Below are 16,166 nucleotides of genomic sequence, written 5' to 3' on the forward strand. Positions count from 1 at the left end.
TCGCTACAGCCAGCCCTTTGCGCGGTAAGCGTCCGCTGTTGCTTTCAATCCCTCTTCGGTAGCAACTTCGGGCACCCACAATTTTTTGGGAGGTTGCTTGCGCTTTGTGACCACCCAATCGGGATGGCAGAAATAGCTGACCCTATCCTGCGTGAGTTTCGCGCCTTTGCCCCGCAGCATGCGATCCAGCCGCGCGCCGAGGCCCAGTGCCCAGTTGGGCGTGGAAAAAGTCCGCACGGGCCTTCCGACCGCTCGTCCGATCGCCTGTCCAAAGTCCAGATGGTCCCATCCGCCCGGCGTGCCGTCGTCCGCTTCATAACTGTGAGCAAGGCTCATCTCCGTCTCGCCGGCAAGCCGCAGCAGCAACCGACTGAGGTCGCTGACCTCGATCAGGGATAGCCGTCCACCCGGGGGTAGTAGCATGATGCCCCGCTTGGCCATCCGGAACAGCTCCAGCATTTCCCGATCACCCGGCCCATAGATCGCAGGCGGGCGCACGATCGTCCAATCCAGTCCGCTCGCCTTGACGTGACGTTCGGCGAGCGCTTTGGACCAGCCATAGTCGGACAGTTTCGGTTCCCGCGCGGCAAGCGAGGACACATGGATCAACCGCCGCACCCCGCGCTGCCGCATGGCGTCGATGACCGCCATCGTCCCACGCGCGTTCCCGGCCTCGAACCCGTCGCGATCGGCCGCGTTTACGACGCCTGCAATATGGACCACCACGTCGGCGTCGCGTATCAGTGTGTTCAGCGCCGCACGGTCCTCAAGCGATCCGGGCACCCACTTCAGCCGGGCGCGAGGCGGCTGCGCCTTTCGTGTGATGGCTGTCACATGATGCCCAGCGTCCAAAGCCTGATTGAGCGTTTCGGCGCCGACAAAACCTGTCGCGCCGGTCATGGCAATGCGTAATTTCATGGGGATCAGACCATGGCCATCTGGTCGCGATGAACGAGTACGGATCGGGGCAGGTGGCCCAGCAAAGCCGCAATATCCTCACTGCGTTTGCCTGCGACCCTCGCCGCTTCCTCGCTGTCATACTCGCTTAGCCCACGCGCGATCACCCGGCCATCCGGCGCGACGATATCAACGACATCACCTCGCACGAATGCGCCTTCTATCTTCGCCACACCCGCAGGCAGCAAGCTGTTCCCGCGTCCCAATGCTTTTTCCGCACCGGCATCGACGATGATGCGCCCGCGAACGGTCAAACGCCCGGCAAGCCATCCCTTCCGCGCCCGCTTGGCAGGGGCCGCGAGGAAGATCGATCCTTTTCCGCCATTGATCCAATGTGACAGCGGAGCATCGACCTTGCCGGAAATGATGGCGAGATGCGCTCCAGCCCCTGTCGCGATCCGTGCCGCCTCGATCTTGGAGGTCATGCCCCCCGACCCCATTCCGGACGCAGATCCGCTGTCCGCCATATTTGCGATTCGCGCGTCAATGCGCTCGATTGTGTCTACCAACATGGCGCTCGCATCGACATGCGGATTGGCGGTGTAAAGCCCATCGACGTCGGAAAGCAGCACGACCGCGTCGGCCCGTGCTGCCTGTCCGATACGTGCCGCCAGCCGATCGTTATCGCCAAAACGGATCTCCGCTGTGGCGACGCTGTCATTCTCATTTACCACCGGCACCACATTGAGTGTGATCAGGCGTTCCAAAGTCGCAGACGCATTCAGATAGCGCCGCCGATGCTCAAGATCGTCCAGCGTCACCAGCATCTGCGCGGCGGTGATCCCCTTGTCCTGCAACAACCGAGCCCAACATTGCGACAGTGCGATCTGTCCCGTTGCCGCTGCGGCCTGAGCGTCTTCCAGACTGCCACGCCCACCCTTTGGCAGCTTCAATCGACGTGCGCCCAGCGCAATTGCGCCTGATGAAACGATAATGATCTGCTGCCCGGCTGCCTTGCGGTCAGCGACATCTTCGACCAAGGTTCGGAGCCACGCTTCGCGAACCTCGCCATTCCCATCGACCAGCAGGGCTGAGCCGATCTTGATGACCAGTCGCCGAACTTGAGAGGGGGGGAAGCCTGAAAGAGAGGAAGTCACGGGATCAGTTCCGTTCGCCTGGAACGTGAAGAATAAGTGGCGATTGATGAATGTTCAGATCGGCGACCATGAAGCGTCGCCTTCGTCACTGGCCTCTTCCTCCATCGGTCTGCCGTCCGCAAGCAATGGCAGGACAGCATCCAGCAGCGGTTGCACACCTTCGCCAGTCGCGCCCGAGATGATGAATATCTTCTCCACGCCAGCCTCGCGCCGGAGCTGGGCGGCGATGTCCTCCATCAATTCCGGCCCGAGCAGATCGCCCTTGTTAAGCGCGACGATCTGCGGTTTGTCGGCTAGCCCCTCGCCATAGGCTTCCAATTCATCCTGCACGATCCGGAACTGTTCGACCGGATCGTCCCCAGTGGCATCAACGAGGTGCAGCAGCACGCGGCAGCGCTCGATATGACCAAGGAATCGGTCGCCGATGCCAGCACCTTCGGCTGCACCCTCGATCAAGCCGGGAATATCTGCCAGGACGAATTCCTTGTCACGGTGTGTGACGACCCCGAGCTGCGGTTTGGTGGTAGTAAAGGCATAGGCCCCCACTTTGGCCTTGGTATTGGTCACCTGATTGATGAAGGTCGACTTGCCAGCGTTCGGCATGCCGACCAAGCCGACGTCGGCAAGCAATTTAAGCCGCAGCCAGACCCACATTTCCTGTCCCGGCCAGCCCGTTCCATGCTGTCGCGGCGCACGGTTGGTGCTTGTCTTGTAAGACAGGTTGCCCCGGCCGCCATCGCCGCCGCGCAACAGGACCAAGCGTTGCCCTACCTCTGTGAAGTCGGCGAGAAGCTCCTGATCTTCATAGTCGGGATAACCATCCTCGTCCTCGGTGCCCTCGATAGGCTGGGGATCGGACAGGATCTGCGTTCCCACGGGCACCTTGACGACGAGGTCGTTTCCGCCTGCGCCGTAACGATTCTTTCCCGCACCCGGCATCCCACGCTGCGCCTTGAAATGCTGGGTGTAGCGGAAGTCGATGAGGGTATTGAGGCCAGCTACGGCTTCGAAGATGATATCTCCGCCCTTGCCGCCATTGCCGCCATCAGGGCCGCCGTATTCGACATATTTTTCACGCCGGAAACTAACCGCGCCGGGGCCACCCCAGCCGGATTTTATGTATATTTTCGCCTGATCCAGAAAATGCATGGGCTGGCCCATAGCCGCTTATGACGCGGAATTAAACCTCGCCGTCTGCTATCGCTCGAAACTCACCTTTTCCATGCGGGACGGCGTCTGCCGACGCCGTCCTTCTTCGTTCAGGCCGCGAGCGCGGGCATGGCGTCGTGATAAAGGTCCATTGCAGGATCAATCATCATGCGCCCGGGCACGCCTTCTTCAAAAATCAGGCATTCAGCCGCATTTCCACGCGCCGGACTGTAACGTTGCTCCGCCCGGCCGGTGTAACGAAAGCCGATTTTCCGAAGCACATTGCCTGATGCCGGATTGTCAGCGAAATGCGCCGCGCGAATCCCGCTGACGCCCGCTGCTCGGGCCATGCCGTACACCGCGCTGGCGGCCTCCGTCGCAAAGCCCAGCCCCCAATAGGGACGCGCTATCCAATAGCCGAGTTCAGGCGTGCTATCCTCGGTCAAATGGATGCCGCACCCGCCGACCAGACGTGGGGCACCGCGAGTGCGGGAAAAAGCCAGAAGACGCGGCAGGCGTGTGTCCTGCGGAAGGGCAAGGAAGCTGCGCGCGTCATCAATGCCATAGGGCGCAGGCACGCGGACAAGGTTGCGCAGGACCGCCGGATCGCCAATCGCTTCGGCCAGCGCGGACGCGTCTTCCATCCAGCCGGGTCTCAGAAGCAGGCGGGGGGTACGGGCGAACATTTGAAAATCTCTCCTCTGATCGACACGCCAATGGCCGTAAAAAGTTACGGCTTGACGACTTCTTTCCTCTGGCTGTGCCCCGCCCGCATGACGCGTGAGAAGGCTCAGGGTTCCAGAGGTTTGAGGGAAAATGAGGGGAGGTGTCGCCGAACGGAAAAAGGGGCGCTCCCGGATGGGGCGCCCCTTTTTCCCTCGGATTATCAGAGATGGTCCAAGACCATCTTCCGGAAGGATCGCCCCAATGATGAGGGACGATCCGTCATTGATCGTCCGTTATTCGGCTGCTTCAGCCATGGCATCGACCGACACATATTTACGGCCGAGCTTGCCAGTATGGAATACCACACGACCTTCGCCCAGGGCGAAGAGGGTGTGATCCTTGCCCATGCCAACATTGCGGCCGGGATATACGCGCGTGCCGCGCTGGCGAATGATGATGTTGCCGCCGATCACTTCCTGACCGCCGAACTTCTTCACGCCAAGGCGCTTCGATTCCGAATCGCGACCGTTACGCGATGAACCGCCAGCTTTCTTATGTGCCATGACTCAAACTCCTCGAAACTGGACTGCGGCTCAGGCGATCGACACGATCTTCAGGATCGTGTGGTTCTGGCGATGGCCGTTCTTGCGACGGTAATTGTGACGACGGCGCTTCTTGAAAACGATAACCTTTTCGCCCTTCGCCTGCGCGATGATTTCGGCGGCGACGGTCAGCTTGCTGGCGTCCTTCACGTCGCTGCCTTCGCCGGCGAACAGGACGTCATCCAGCGTCACCTTGTCACCAGCCTCACCGGCCAGCTTCTCGACGACGATCTTGTCTCCGGCGGCGACGCGATACTGCTTGCCGCCCGTGCGCACGACTGCGAACATGGCTCTTCTCTTCTTGTTCAAATCTGCTTTACGCAAATCGCCGAGGACATGACGTCCTGTTGACCCGCGCGGGAATGTGGCCCGGTAGTGGACTGACTCGCTTATGTCAACCGGGAAGCCCCCTTCTTAGGGGTGGTTTTTGCGCAGGTCAGTGCCTATCTTCCCGTCTCGAAGGGAACCCGACGCGCATGATGCCGACATCGTATAGTACTGGCAGCATGAGAGGCAGGCTTCTCTTCATGCTGACCCTGTGGATGGCGATCGGTGTTGCGTTATTAAGTGCCCTGACGCCATTGGGGCCGCCGTCCAGCATAGCAACGGGCTCGGCGTTCAATCCCGCCACCACAGGCGTGGTGCTGAAGGCCCGGACCCAATCGGCACCGGCCGACTACCGCCTGACCCAGCCCGATGGTTCGGGCGACAACCCCTTGTTATCGCCATTGATGCCATGGTTGGTATCTGTAGCGGGCCTGTTGGCCGTCGTGGGGTGGTCGCGATCTAATCCCTCATATGTCCGCACCCGCCCCTCGCTCTTGCGCGGGGGTATTTCACACGCCTTTCACGCTCGCGCTCCGCCTGCCCTGACTTAACGCCCACTCCGTTAATCGTCAGGCAGGAGAGATCCATGACCCGCAGACAGTCACGCCGCAGCAACCGACGGCCGCCATGGTGGTTCATACCCGCCGTGTTCACTGGGCTGGGTGCTGCCGTCAGCCGCTATGCTAGCGGTCGCAGAATGAAAATATGATAGGCTGCCGGTGAAGGTTCAGAGGGCCGCACCGGCAGACAGGGAAGGACGTCCATGCCTCATCACACGCCCCTGATCGGAACAATCGTCGCGGGCCTCGTTGTTGCTTTCATAATGGGTGCCATTGCCCATCGTCTCAAACTTTCGCCGCTTGTCGGTTACCTTATCGCGGGGATCATGGTTGGTCCTTTCACCCCAGGCTTTGTCGCCAACACCAGTCTGGCCAACGAATTGGCCGAAATCGGTGTCATTCTGCTGATGTTCGGGGTGGGACTTCATTTTTCGCTGCGTGACTTGCTGTCGGTGAAGAATATCGCCGTACCCGGCGCCATTGGGCAGATCGCGGTGGCAACGCTGCTCGGCATGGGACTGTCGCACTATATGGGCTGGCCAGTGATGGGCGGCATTGTGTTCGGCCTCGCTCTTTCGGTCGCGAGTACGGTCGTCTTGCTGCGCGCCTTGCAGGGGGCGGATCTTGTGGAGACGCGGCGGGGGCGCATAGCTGTTGGCTGGCTGATCGTCGAGGATCTGGTGATGGTGCTGGCGTTGGTACTGCTACCCGCGTTGGCGAAGGTTATGAACAATGCAGACGCATCGGCCGGGATGGGTGACCTGCTGGCACCGCTGCTGAGTACCCTGCTGAAGGTGGCCGGTTTTGTCGCCCTGATGCTTGTGGTGGGCCGACGGGTCATTCCTTGGGCGTTGCACTGGGTAGTTCACACCGGATCGCGGGAGTTGTTTCGCCTGGCTGTGCTTGCCATCGCCCTTGGCGTGGCTTTCGGCGCGGCCGTGGCGTTCGATGTGTCATTTGCCTTGGGCGCCTTCTTCGCGGGCATGATCCTGGGCGAGACGCCGCTTAGCCGCCGCGCGACGGAGGAAACGCTGCCGCTGCGCGACGCATTCGCTGTGTTGTTCTTCGTGTCGGTGGGCATGTTGTTCAATCCGTCAGTGCTCGTCGAACAGCCGTTACCATTGCTGGCCACTGTAGCGATCATCATCGTCGGTAAGTCTATCGCCGCGTTCGCGATCGTGCGCGCCTTCGGCCATCCGGGAGATACTGCGCTGACGATCGCGGCGAGCCTGGCGCAGATCGGCGAGTTTTCCTTCATCCTCGCCACATTGGGCACTGGCTTGGGCGTGCTGCCTGCGGAAGGACGCGACTTGATCCTTGCGGGCGCGATTGTGTCGATCTTTTTGAATCCGTTCATCTTCTCGATGATCGTGCGGGCGCATAAGAAGGAGGAGATTGAGGAAGAAGCAGAAGCGGAAAAGGCGCGCCAGCGTCCGCACATCGGACATGTGATCCTGGTCGGATATGGCCGGGTCGGCAAGATGATTGCGGAGCGCCTGTCCGAACGCAATGCCCATTTCGTTGTGCTGGAGACGGACCCGGAACGAGCAGAGGAGGCCGCGGAGGCGGGCCATCCGGTAGTGCGGGGAAGTGCACTGGAGGACCGTTATTTGATGGCTGCTGGCATTTGCGAGGCTCGACGGTTGCTGATCGCGGTGCCGGAAGGGTTTGAAGGTGGTGCGATCCATGAGCATGCGCGTCACCTCAATCCCAACCTGCAGGTGATTGCGCGAGCGCATAGTGATGCAGAGGTCGCGCATCTGGAAGGGATTGGCGTGCCCCATGTCGTCATGGGAGAGCGTGAGCTGGCAGCGCGGATGCTTCAGTTATCCGGCGCGGGCTGAACGTCGGTTGAGGCTGTCTCAGTCAACAATGTGCTCCTGTAAAGCCAGGAGCACATTGTTTTGGGAGCGGTGTCTTATCCGCGTGGCTTGCGAGGCGGGCCTTTGCGGGGGCCGCCCTTGAAAGGCCGGGCGCCATAAGCTGGCTTCGGACCACGACCTTCATTCGGGCGGCCCTTGCCACGTGGCGGCCCTTCGCGGCGGTTCTCGCGCGCTGTGTCCCGAGGTGTTCCCTCAATCTGTTCGAACTGGACTTCAGCGCCCTCGTCGCTCGCCTCGCCCGTCCGCTTCACCGAGCCGACGAAGCGGGATACGATGGCGCTGGGGATTTCGAACAGCGTCTCGTTGGCGGCGATCCGGATCGCGCCGATGTCCTGGCGTGACACATGGCCTCGGCGGCAGATCAGCGGCAGGATCCAACGCGGGTCGGCATTGTGACGGCGGCCGATGTCCATGCGGAACCAGACGGTATCCTCAAAGCCCGGACGAGGCCCATCGCGGCGCGGCGGGGCTTCGCTGGCGTCGAGCAGTTCTTCGGGCGCGGGGAGGGCGGCGCGGGCGCTTTTCACCAGCATCGCCGCGATCTCCTTGGCGGACTTGGTTTCCAGCAACTCGGCGCCCAGTGTCCAATCCAGCTCGTCCAGCTCGGCGCGCTCCATCAGCTTTTCGCGCAGGCGAGAATTGTCCTGCTCCTGGATCGCTTCCTTGCTCGGCGGAGTGCCCCATTCGACCGGGATTTTGGCGCCACGCAGCATGGATTCGACACGGCGGCGGCGGGGGTAGGGGACGATGAGGACAGCCGTGCCCTTCTTGCCTGCGCGCCCGGTGCGGCCGGAACGGTGCTGCATCGTTTCTGCATCGCGCGGGATTTCGACGTGCACGACGAGGCTGAGGTTGGGAAGGTCGATACCGCGCGCTGCGACGTCGGTGGCCACGCACACACGAGCGCGGCGGTCGCGGAGGGCTTGCAGCGCATGATTGCGCTCATTCTGGCTATGCTCACCCGACAGCGCCACGGCGGCGAAACCGCGTTCAGTGAGGCTGGCATGGAGGTGGCGGACATTGTCGCGGGTGGCGCAGAAGAGGATCGCGGTTTCTGCCTCATGATAGCGCAGCAGATTGACCACCGCGTTCTCGATGTCGGCGGGGGCGACCGTCACGGCCTGATAGGTGATATCGCCATGGCCGCGTTCGTCGCTGACAGTGGAGATGCGCAGCGCGTCCTGCTGGTAGCGCTTGGCGAGCGCAACGATCGGCTTCGGCATGGTGGCGGAGAAGAGGAGGGTGCGGCGGCCTTCGGGCGTGCCGTCGAGGATCTCTTCCAGATCTTCGCGGAAGCCCATGTCGAGCATTTCGTCAGCTTCATCGAGGACGACGGTCTTGAGTCCCGACAGGTCCAGTGCGCCGCGTTCGAGATGGTCGCGCAGGCGGCCGGGGGTGCCGACGACGATGTGTGCGCCGTGGGAAAGTGCACGCCGTTCCTTGGCGGCGTCCATACCGCCGACGCAGGTAGCGATGCGGGCGCGGGCTTCGCCGTAGAGCCACTCCAGTTCGCGGCTGACTTGCAGTGCCAGTTCGCGGGTGGGGGCGATAGCGAGGGCGAGCGGTTTTCCTGCTACGGGCAGGCGCATCTCTTCGCCCAGCAATTCGCCCGCCATGGCAAGGCCAAAAGCGACTGTCTTGCCCGAGCCGGTCTGTGCCGAGACGATGAGGTCGCGGCCTTCCGCTTCGGGCTGGGTGACTTCGGCCTGAACGGGGGTCAGGCTTTCATAGCCTTTTCGCGTCAGGGCGTCCGAGAGGAGGGGCGGGAGATGTTCAAAAGACATTATATTTTCCGTCGGTAAAGCGACCCGCCATTCCCGACGGATACATGATGACCTGATGTGCTTCGGCCGCTGCCGGAGCCCGGGATGCAAGGTCACACACCCCGAAGTTCACACCGTCCCTGAGGGACTTCTGCTCAAGGCAGAAATGGGTGCCGGAAGGCACCCAAATAAGAAGGCCGCCTTCCCCCGCAAAGAGGGAAGGCGGCCCCTATATTAACTATTGCGAGGGATCAGACCGAAGCGACTTCCGCCACATCGACCTTCACGCCCGGACCCATCGACGACGACAGGGCGATCTTGCGGACGTACTTGCCCTTCGAACCCGACGGCTTCGCCTTGACGATGGCGTCAACGAAAGCGTCGAAATTCTTGCGCAGGTCTTCGGCCGAGAAGCTCGCCTTGCCGAGACCGGCGTGGATGATGCCAGCCTTTTCGACGCGGAATTCGATCTGACCACCCTTGGCGGCCTTCACGGCTTCGGCGACGTTCGGGGTGACGGTGCCGAGCTTCGGGTTCGGCATCAGGCCCTTGGGACCCAGAACCTTACCGAGACGACCGACCAGACCCATCATGTCAGGCGTGGCGATCACGCGCTGGAAGTCGATGTTGCCAGCCTGGATGCTGTCCAGCAGGTCTTCGGCGCCCACGATGTCGGCGCCAGCGGCGGTCGCGGCTTCAGCCTTGTCGCCACGGGCGAACACGGCGACGCGAACGTCCTTGCCGGTGCCCGCGGGCAGGGTGACGACGCCACGGACCATCTGGTCGGCGTGACGCGGATCGACGCCCAGATTGATCGCGATTTCGACGCTTTCGTCGAACTTGGCGGTCGCGTGGGTCTTGATCAGGCCCAGCGCTTCGTCAACGCCGTGCAGCTTTTCGCGGTCAACCGCGGTGGCGAGAGCCTTCGCCTTCTTCGTCAGCTTTGCCATGGTCTTAGCCCTCCACCACTTCGAGGCCCATCGCGCGAGCGGAGCCTTCGATGATCTTCGTCGCTGCGTCGATGTCGTTCGCGTTCAGGTCAACCATCTTGGCCTGGGCGATTTCGGCGAGCTGGGCGCGGGTGATCTTGCCAGCGACAACCTTGCCCGGTTCCTTGGAACCCGACTTCAGGTTGACGGCCTTCTTGATCAGGTAGGTGGCGGGCGGCTGCTTCGTGACGAAGCTGAACGAACGGTCCGCATAGACGGTGATGATGGTCGGCAGCGGGGTGCCCTTGTCCATCTTTTCCGTCGAGGCGTTGAACGCCTTGCAGAATTCCATGATGTTCACACCGCGCTGACCCAGTGCCGGACCGATCGGCGGCGAGGGGTTGGCGGCTCCAGCGGGCACCTGGAGCTTGATATAGCCCGTAATCTTCTTGGCCATTTTCACTCTCTTTCAAGTTTAGCGGTCAGACAGCGGACTTAACATCCGCCTCCCGCACTGTATTATCCTTGCCCCTTTAGGGGAGAGGATAGGAGGTCTCAGCGGCTCGCCGCTTAGACCGATTTGGAGAGGAGGCTGTGCCCTCTCCCGCTGCGACTAGACGGCAAAGCCGCCAAGTCTCGCTGCCCTCTCCCGCTTGCGGGAGAGGGGAATTCTTACTTCGACAGTTCGACCTGTTCGAAGTCCAGTTCGACCGGCGTGGCGCGGCCGAAGATCGACACGGACACCTTGACCCGGTTCTTTTCGAAATCGAGTTCCTCGACGGTGCCGTTGAAGCTCGCGAAGGGGCCGTCCAGCACCTTGACGCTGTCGCCGATTTCGTAATCGACACTGACCTTGTGCTTGGGCGCGGCTTCGGCGGCCTTCTGCGCGCCGAAATAGCGGGCGGCTTCGCCTTCGCTGATCGCCTGGGGCTTACCCGACGAACCGAGGAAGCCGGTGACCTTCGGCGTGTTCTTGACGAGGTGGTAGATGTCGTCGTTCATCGCCAGCTTCGCAAGGACGTAGCCCGGCATGAACTTGCGTTCGACCTGCACCTTCTTGCCGCGTTTCACTTCGGTCACGGTCTCGGTGGGCACTTCCACCTGTTCGACCAGCTGGGAGAGGCCCATGCGCTCGGCTTCGGACAGGATCGATTCCTTGACCTTGTTTTCGAAGCCCGAATAGGCGTGGATGATGTACCAGCGCGCCATGTTACCGTCTCAAACTCCTACCAGGCGATTTACTGGGAAATCGCGGTAATCCAAAACTTCAAGCCTGTCCGGCGGCGAACGCCAGCAGCCAGCGAACGATCGCCCCGAAAAAGGTGTCGATGCCGAAGAAGAAGAGGCCGAGCAGCGTGGTCATGATACCGACCATCACCGCAGTCATGACCGTTTCACGGCCCGTGGGCCACACGATCTTCGACGCTTCGGTCTTCACCTGATTGACGAATTCGCCCGGAGAAACCTTCGCCATCACTGCCTCAACAACTTTCGAACAAACACCAAAGCGCGAAGCAACAGTCCGCCCTCCGGACCCCGCCATGTCGGCGTCCCGGGGTGCGGCCGCTGGCTCCGCGACCCATCTTCGCTGGGGCAACTAACCGCGAACCTTTGAAAAATCAAGGATCAGCGCTCAGCGACCTGGCAGGAGTGGAGGGACTCGAACCCCCGGCATTCGGTTTTGGAGACCGACGCTCTACCAGCTGAGCTACACTCCTGTACCGGCGAAGGAGGGCGCTTTAGCGTGGCCTGCGGGGGAGAGCAAGCAGGAAACTTTAGAGGAAAATGCCGCCTTTCATCACGCGACGGGTGCGGCCCTGTACCGGCATCCGATCGAAGGGCGTGTTGCCCGCCTGCGCTGCCATTTTCGTGGAATCTATGATCCATGGCGCATCGGGATCGATGAAGATGAGGTCGGCGGCGCTACCGGCGGCGAAGCTTCCTGCATCGACCCCCAATATGCGGGCCGGATTGGCGCTGAGCAGCATCATCAGGCGCGTCATCGACAGATGGCCTTCGCGCACGAGATTCAGCGACAGGGCTAGCAACGTCTCGGCTCCAGCCATGCCGGGAGAAGCGTCGGCGAAGGGTAACCTCTTATCCTCGGGGCCACGGGGATCATGACTGGAGGTGATCACATCCACCGTCCCGTCGGCGACCGCGACGATCGAGGCCCTGCGGTCATCCTCCGACCTTAGCGGAGGCGACAGGCGCGCGAAGGTGCGGAAGTTGGTGACGGCATTGTCGGCAAGGTAAAGATAGGCCGGGCTGATCCCGCAGGTGACCTTTACGCCTTCGGCCTTTGCCGCGCGTATGAGGTCAAAGCCCGCCTTTGTCGTCACGAGCCGGAAGTGGATGGCGGCGCCCGTTTCCTTCGCCAGCATGAGGTCGCGCGCGATCGCGATTGCTTCGGCGCATGCAGGTGCGTGGGGCAGGCCCAACCGGGTCGCCGTTTCACCGCTGGTTGCGACTGCCTTGCCCGCGAGGCCGCTGTCTTCGGCATGCGTGATGACTGTCAGGCCAAGGCCCGACGCATAGGCGAGTACCCGCATCATCACGCCTGAATCCGCGATCCATTGCCGACCAGTAGCCACCGCCTTGGCGCCCGCTGCCTGCATCATGCCGATTTCCGCCAGCTCGCCCCCTTTGAGGCCCCGTGTGGCGGCAGCGATTGGATGCACCCAGAAATCGGGCTTACCCGCGCGCGCGGCCTGACGGATGAGGCCAGCCTCATCCAGCGGGGAGGACTGGTCGGGCATCAGGGCGGCCCGCGTGATCCCGCCGAAGTGGAAGGCAGGCTTGTCGGTAGCGAACACGCCCAGATCGATGAGGCCCGGAGCCACCACCAGCCCGGCGGCGTCGATCGTTTCGGCGTCGTCCGGCACATCGACATTGCCCGAGGCGATGATCTGATCGCCTTCGATCAGGATCGCGCCAGTGCGGACGTCGCGGGCAGCGGGGTCGGCCAGCTTCGCGTTGATGATGGCAAGCTTGCTCATGCCCAACCCTCCACGCCGCGCGCGCCACGGGTCAGCACATCCAGACAGGCCATGCGGATTGCGACGCCCATTTCCACCTGTTCAGTGATGGCGGAGCGATCCGGATCATCCGCCACCACGCTCGATATCTCGACGCCGCGGTTCATGGGGCCAGGGTGCATGACCAATGCGTCGGGCTTGGCAATGGCAAGCCGTTCGGGCGTCAGGCCGTAAAGCATGTGATATTCGCGAGGCGAGGGGATGAAGGCGCCGTCCATCCGTTCATTCTGAAGGCGCAGCATCATCACGACATCGGCGCCATCCAACCCCTCGTCCATCCGATTATAGGGCGTGGCGCCCAGCATCTCCACCTCGGGTGGCATCAAGGTCGGCGGCGCGACGGCGCGAACCTGCGCGCCCAGAGCCGCGAGGCAGAGCATGTTCGACCGCGCGACGCGGCTATGCAGCACATCCCCGCAAATCGCGACGATAAGGCCCTCAAAACCTCCCTTGCGGCGGCGGATGGTGAGGGCGTCGAGCAGGGCTTGCGTTGGATGCTGGTGCCAGCCGTCCCCAGCATTGAGGACCGGGCAGTCCACCATGTCCGAAATCAGGGCAACGGCGCCCGAACTCGCATGACGAATGACGATCACGTCGGCGGCCATCGCGTTGAGGGTCATGGCGGTGTCGATCAGGGTCTCCCCCTTCTTCACGCTCGACTGCCCCGCGTGCATGTTCACGACGTCGGCGCCCAGACGTTTGCCCGCGATTTCGAACGACAGCAGGGTGCGGGTGCTGTTTTCGAAGAAGGCATTGATTTGCGTCATACCGGCTAGGCGGTCGTCATGCTTGCGCGCATTGTCCCGGTTGGTCCGCGCCCAATGTTCTGCCTCATCCAGCAGGAAACGGATTTCCCAAGGCTTCAGGTCGGCGATGGAGAGAAGATGCCGATGCGGGAACAACGCCCGGCCGGTCAGGTCGGACGAGGTGGGGGGAACGGTTATGTCGGGCATGAACGGACCCTTTAGGCGAGGGCAGGAAAGAGGGCAAGACGGGATGCTTGGAAGTTCCGTCCGCTTTCCTATCTGCATGGGATGCGGATTTTCACGATCGGGTATGAAGGGGCTACGCAGGGCGAGCTGATAGCGGCGTTGCAGAAGGCAGGCGTCAAGCTGCTGGCGGACATCAGGGCGGTTCCGCTTTCGCGGCGGCCGGGATTTTCCAAGAACATTCTGGCGGCGGGGCTGAAGGAGGCCGGGATCGACTATGTCGGGCTGAAGGCGCTGGGTACGCCCGCCGAGGGCCGGGAGGCGGCTCGCAAGGGCAATCATGCGAAACTTCGGGAGATTTATTCGGGCCAACTCGACCTGCCGGAAGCGATCGTCCAGGCGGAACAGTTGCGCGACTTGGCGCGAGAGCGGCCCACGGCTTTGCTGTGCTTTGAGCGGGAGGCGGACGGATGCCATCGCTCCTTATTGCTGGAGTATCTTTTCCCAGACGACGAGCGTGTGGACCTGAAGCCCTGAACCGTTAGAAGCGCCGCGCGACGGCTCCGGCGGTCCAGCCCATACCCACCGCCAGCAAAATGGCGGTAAGGCCGTATAAGAAGGACCATCGTTCGGCGGCGACCGCCATGAAGCGTTCGAACCCCGACTTGCGGATGGTGATGTCGCGGACGGCGGCGGCAACGACCCGCCCATCCTGCACGAGGAAGGTTTCCGCTGTATAATCGCCGACGATGACGCGCGCGGGCAGCGGGATGCGTGCTCGGTATAACACCCCGTCGGTGATTTCCACGGAGCCGGGCCGTTCGGCGAACAATCCCGATCGTTCGCGCAGATCGATCAACCCGGCCTGGAAACGATCAAGCTCTGCGCTGTCATTGAGAGAGGATGGGGACAGTTGCAGCTTGTCCACGCCCAGCTCGTAAATCGCGGCCGTTCGTTCATCGACTACGTTGGCGATCGGACGGGAAGAGGCGACCGCATAAAAGCTGGGTGCGGAGCGGAAGCGGGCGCTGTCCGCATTGACCCAGATGCCAGCGACCTTTTGTTTCTCGCGCATGGTGATGGATTGGTCGGGGCCTTTCAGCACGACCAATATGTCCGCGGGTTTGCTGGGCCGTCGGCCGTCGGGATAGACGATCGCTCCAAACAGCAGGAGGTCGGCGCCGGTGAAGCTGTACTGGATTTCCACTTCCCGTTGCGAGACGTCGGGGACGAGCATCGGCTCTCCTGCCGCGCCGAGCAGTGTCGAGAGGGGGAGGAGCAGTGCGAGACGGGCGCGCAGGTTCAACGCACTTCCACCGTGTAAATCTCATCCGGGCGGAAGCCGAGACCCAACGCCATGCGCGCGGCGACCAGCAGCACGATCACCGACAATAATATGCGCAGATATTCAGGGCGAACGGTCATCGAGATTCGGGCGCCGATCTGTGCCCCCGTCACGCTGCCGATCAGAAGCAGCATGGCAAGGACGAGGTCGACTGCCTTCGTGGTCATGGCGTGCATCATCGTCGTTGCCATGGTGACGAACAATATCTGAAACAGCGAAGTGCCCACCACCGACTGGGTGGTCATGCCGAGCAGATACAGCATGGCGGGCACAAGAATGAAGCCGCCGCCGACGCCCAGGAGGGTTGTCAGTATCCCCGTCGCAACACCGAGCAGCAACGGCGCGAGGGGAGAGATATAAAGCCCCGAGCGATAGAAGCGCCACCGCATCGGCAGCGCGGCGACCAGGGGGTGATGGCGGCGCTTGCGGGCCTGCATGCGTTTGCCCGTCTTCAACAGGATCAGCGCCTGGACGGACTCCTTCGCCATCAACATGCCGATGCCGCCGAGCATCAGGACATAAAGGATGCCGATAGCCGTATCGATCTGCCCTATGGACTGGAGCAGCCGGAACAACAGCACGCCGATGCCTGCTCCAATGATGCCGCCGCCGATCAGGACGCCGCCCATCCGGAAATCGACGGTGCCCCTCGCCATGTGGGTGACGACGCCCGATACGCTGGCGCCGGTGACCTGGGACGCGGCGGACGCGGCCGCCACGGTGGGTGGAATGCCGTAGAAGATCAGCAGGGGCGTGGTCAGGAAGCCGCCGCCGACGCCGAACATGCCGGAGAGAAGGCCGACCACACCGCCCAGGGCAATGATCACCAGCGCGTTCACCGACAGATTGGCGATGGGCAGGTAGAGATCCATGTGCCTACAGGGTTAGGCCGAATGGATGGCAAGATAAAGGCGCTGCGCG

At 62.3% G+C, this 16,166-nt stretch carries 18 protein-coding genes and 1 tRNA gene; 3 read left to right on the forward strand and 16 right to left on the reverse strand.

Annotation, left to right across the window (positions count from 1 at the left end):
* Positions 1-3: 3 nt before the first annotated feature.
* The 6 genes from ACZ51H_RS01545 to rplU form a co-directional block, all read right to left on the reverse strand.
* The gene (locus ACZ51H_RS01545; protein WP_464802234.1) at positions 4-918 is read right to left on the reverse strand and encodes an NAD-dependent epimerase/dehydratase family protein; all 915 of its coding nucleotides are present in this window, start codon (positions 916-918) and stop codon (positions 4-6) included.
* 5 nt (positions 919-923) lie between these two features.
* Positions 924-2,054 carry a glutamate 5-kinase gene (gene proB / locus ACZ51H_RS01550; protein ID WP_464802235.1) on the reverse strand — a complete coding sequence of 377 codons (1,131 nt, stop codon included), beginning with the start codon at positions 2,052-2,054 and terminating at the stop codon, positions 924-926.
* A 54-nt stretch (positions 2,055-2,108) separates the two neighbouring features.
* Positions 2,109-3,203 carry a GTPase ObgE gene (gene obgE / locus ACZ51H_RS01555; RefSeq protein WP_460987595.1) on the reverse strand — a complete coding sequence of 365 codons (1,095 nt, stop codon included), beginning with the start codon at positions 3,201-3,203 and terminating at the stop codon, positions 2,109-2,111.
* Between the two features lie 110 nt (positions 3,204-3,313).
* Positions 3,314-3,889 (reverse strand): GNAT family N-acetyltransferase, encoded by a 576-nt coding sequence (locus tag ACZ51H_RS01560; protein WP_464802236.1) that lies wholly within the window; start codon positions 3,887-3,889, stop codon positions 3,314-3,316.
* 273 nt (positions 3,890-4,162) lie between these two features.
* Positions 4,163-4,432, reverse strand: coding sequence for a 50S ribosomal protein L27 (rpmA, locus tag ACZ51H_RS01565; protein WP_007683600.1), 270 nt, complete (start codon positions 4,430-4,432; stop codon positions 4,163-4,165).
* 30 nt (positions 4,433-4,462) lie between these two features.
* A complete protein-coding gene (rplU, locus tag ACZ51H_RS01570; RefSeq protein ID WP_340265563.1) occupies positions 4,463-4,759 on the reverse strand; it encodes a 50S ribosomal protein L21 in 297 nt (98 codons plus the stop codon).
* 239 nt (positions 4,760-4,998) lie between these two features.
* On the opposite strand from rplU, the gene ACZ51H_RS01575 reads away from it, so the two are divergent.
* Entirely contained in the window at positions 4,999-5,349 is a 351-nt protein-coding gene (locus ACZ51H_RS01575) for a hypothetical protein (RefSeq protein ID WP_460987597.1), read from the forward strand.
* A 212-nt stretch (positions 5,350-5,561) separates the two neighbouring features.
* Positions 5,562-7,202 carry a YbaL family putative K(+) efflux transporter gene (gene ybaL, locus ACZ51H_RS01580; RefSeq protein ID WP_460987598.1) on the forward strand — a complete coding sequence of 547 codons (1,641 nt, stop codon included), beginning with the start codon at positions 5,562-5,564 and terminating at the stop codon, positions 7,200-7,202.
* 74 nt (positions 7,203-7,276) lie between these two features.
* Here the strand turns inward: ybaL and ACZ51H_RS01585 are convergent, their stop codons facing one another.
* The 8 genes from ACZ51H_RS01585 to ACZ51H_RS01620 all read right to left on the reverse strand — a co-directional run bounded on the left by ACZ51H_RS01585 (position 7,277) and on the right by ACZ51H_RS01620 (position 13,924).
* Positions 7,277-9,025 (reverse strand): DEAD/DEAH box helicase, encoded by a 1,749-nt coding sequence (locus tag ACZ51H_RS01585; protein ID WP_460987599.1) that lies wholly within the window; start codon positions 9,023-9,025, stop codon positions 7,277-7,279.
* Positions 9,026-9,255: 230 nt separating this feature from the next.
* Positions 9,256-9,954 (reverse strand): 50S ribosomal protein L1, encoded by a 699-nt coding sequence (gene rplA, locus ACZ51H_RS01590; RefSeq protein ID WP_196225489.1) that lies wholly within the window; start codon positions 9,952-9,954, stop codon positions 9,256-9,258.
* 4 nt (positions 9,955-9,958) lie between these two features.
* A complete protein-coding gene (gene rplK, locus ACZ51H_RS01595; protein WP_037464038.1) occupies positions 9,959-10,390 on the reverse strand; it encodes a 50S ribosomal protein L11 in 432 nt (143 codons plus the stop codon).
* Between the two features lie 215 nt (positions 10,391-10,605).
* Positions 10,606-11,142, reverse strand: coding sequence for a transcription termination/antitermination protein NusG (gene nusG, locus ACZ51H_RS01600; RefSeq protein ID WP_449471400.1), 537 nt, complete (start codon positions 11,140-11,142; stop codon positions 10,606-10,608).
* 58 nt (positions 11,143-11,200) lie between these two features.
* Entirely contained in the window at positions 11,201-11,407 is a 207-nt protein-coding gene (gene secE / locus ACZ51H_RS01605) for a preprotein translocase subunit SecE (RefSeq protein WP_449471402.1), read from the reverse strand.
* A gap of 168 nt (positions 11,408-11,575) precedes the next feature.
* A tRNA-Trp gene (locus ACZ51H_RS01610) sits at positions 11,576-11,651 on the reverse strand.
* A 57-nt stretch (positions 11,652-11,708) separates the two neighbouring features.
* Positions 11,709-12,932, reverse strand: a complete 1,224-nt coding sequence (locus tag ACZ51H_RS01615) for a dihydroorotase (RefSeq protein ID WP_464771966.1) — start codon at positions 12,930-12,932, stop codon at positions 11,709-11,711.
* Positions 12,929-13,924, reverse strand: coding sequence for an aspartate carbamoyltransferase catalytic subunit (locus ACZ51H_RS01620; protein WP_449471404.1), 996 nt, complete (start codon positions 13,922-13,924; stop codon positions 12,929-12,931). The genes ACZ51H_RS01615 and ACZ51H_RS01620 overlap by 4 nt, the downstream gene beginning before the upstream one ends.
* A gap of 81 nt (positions 13,925-14,005) precedes the next feature.
* On the opposite strand from ACZ51H_RS01620, the gene ACZ51H_RS01625 reads away from it, so the two are divergent.
* On the forward strand, positions 14,006-14,437 hold the full coding sequence (locus ACZ51H_RS01625) for a DUF488 domain-containing protein (protein WP_464794363.1): 432 nt from the start codon (positions 14,006-14,008) through the stop codon (positions 14,435-14,437).
* Positions 14,438-14,441: 4 nt separating this feature from the next.
* Here the strand turns inward: ACZ51H_RS01625 and ACZ51H_RS01630 are convergent, their stop codons facing one another.
* Together ACZ51H_RS01630 and ACZ51H_RS01635 are read right to left on the reverse strand one after the other, a co-directional pair.
* On the reverse strand, positions 14,442-15,200 hold the full coding sequence (locus ACZ51H_RS01630) for a TIGR02186 family protein (protein ID WP_464795035.1): 759 nt from the start codon (positions 15,198-15,200) through the stop codon (positions 14,442-14,444).
* A 2-nt stretch (positions 15,201-15,202) separates the two neighbouring features.
* Positions 15,203-16,117 (reverse strand): sulfite exporter TauE/SafE family protein, encoded by a 915-nt coding sequence (locus ACZ51H_RS01635; protein WP_464802237.1) that lies wholly within the window; start codon positions 16,115-16,117, stop codon positions 15,203-15,205.
* Positions 16,118-16,166: the final 49 nt, after the last annotated feature.

The sequence above is a fragment of the Sphingobium sp. TomMM15 genome, assembly GCF_055397045.1.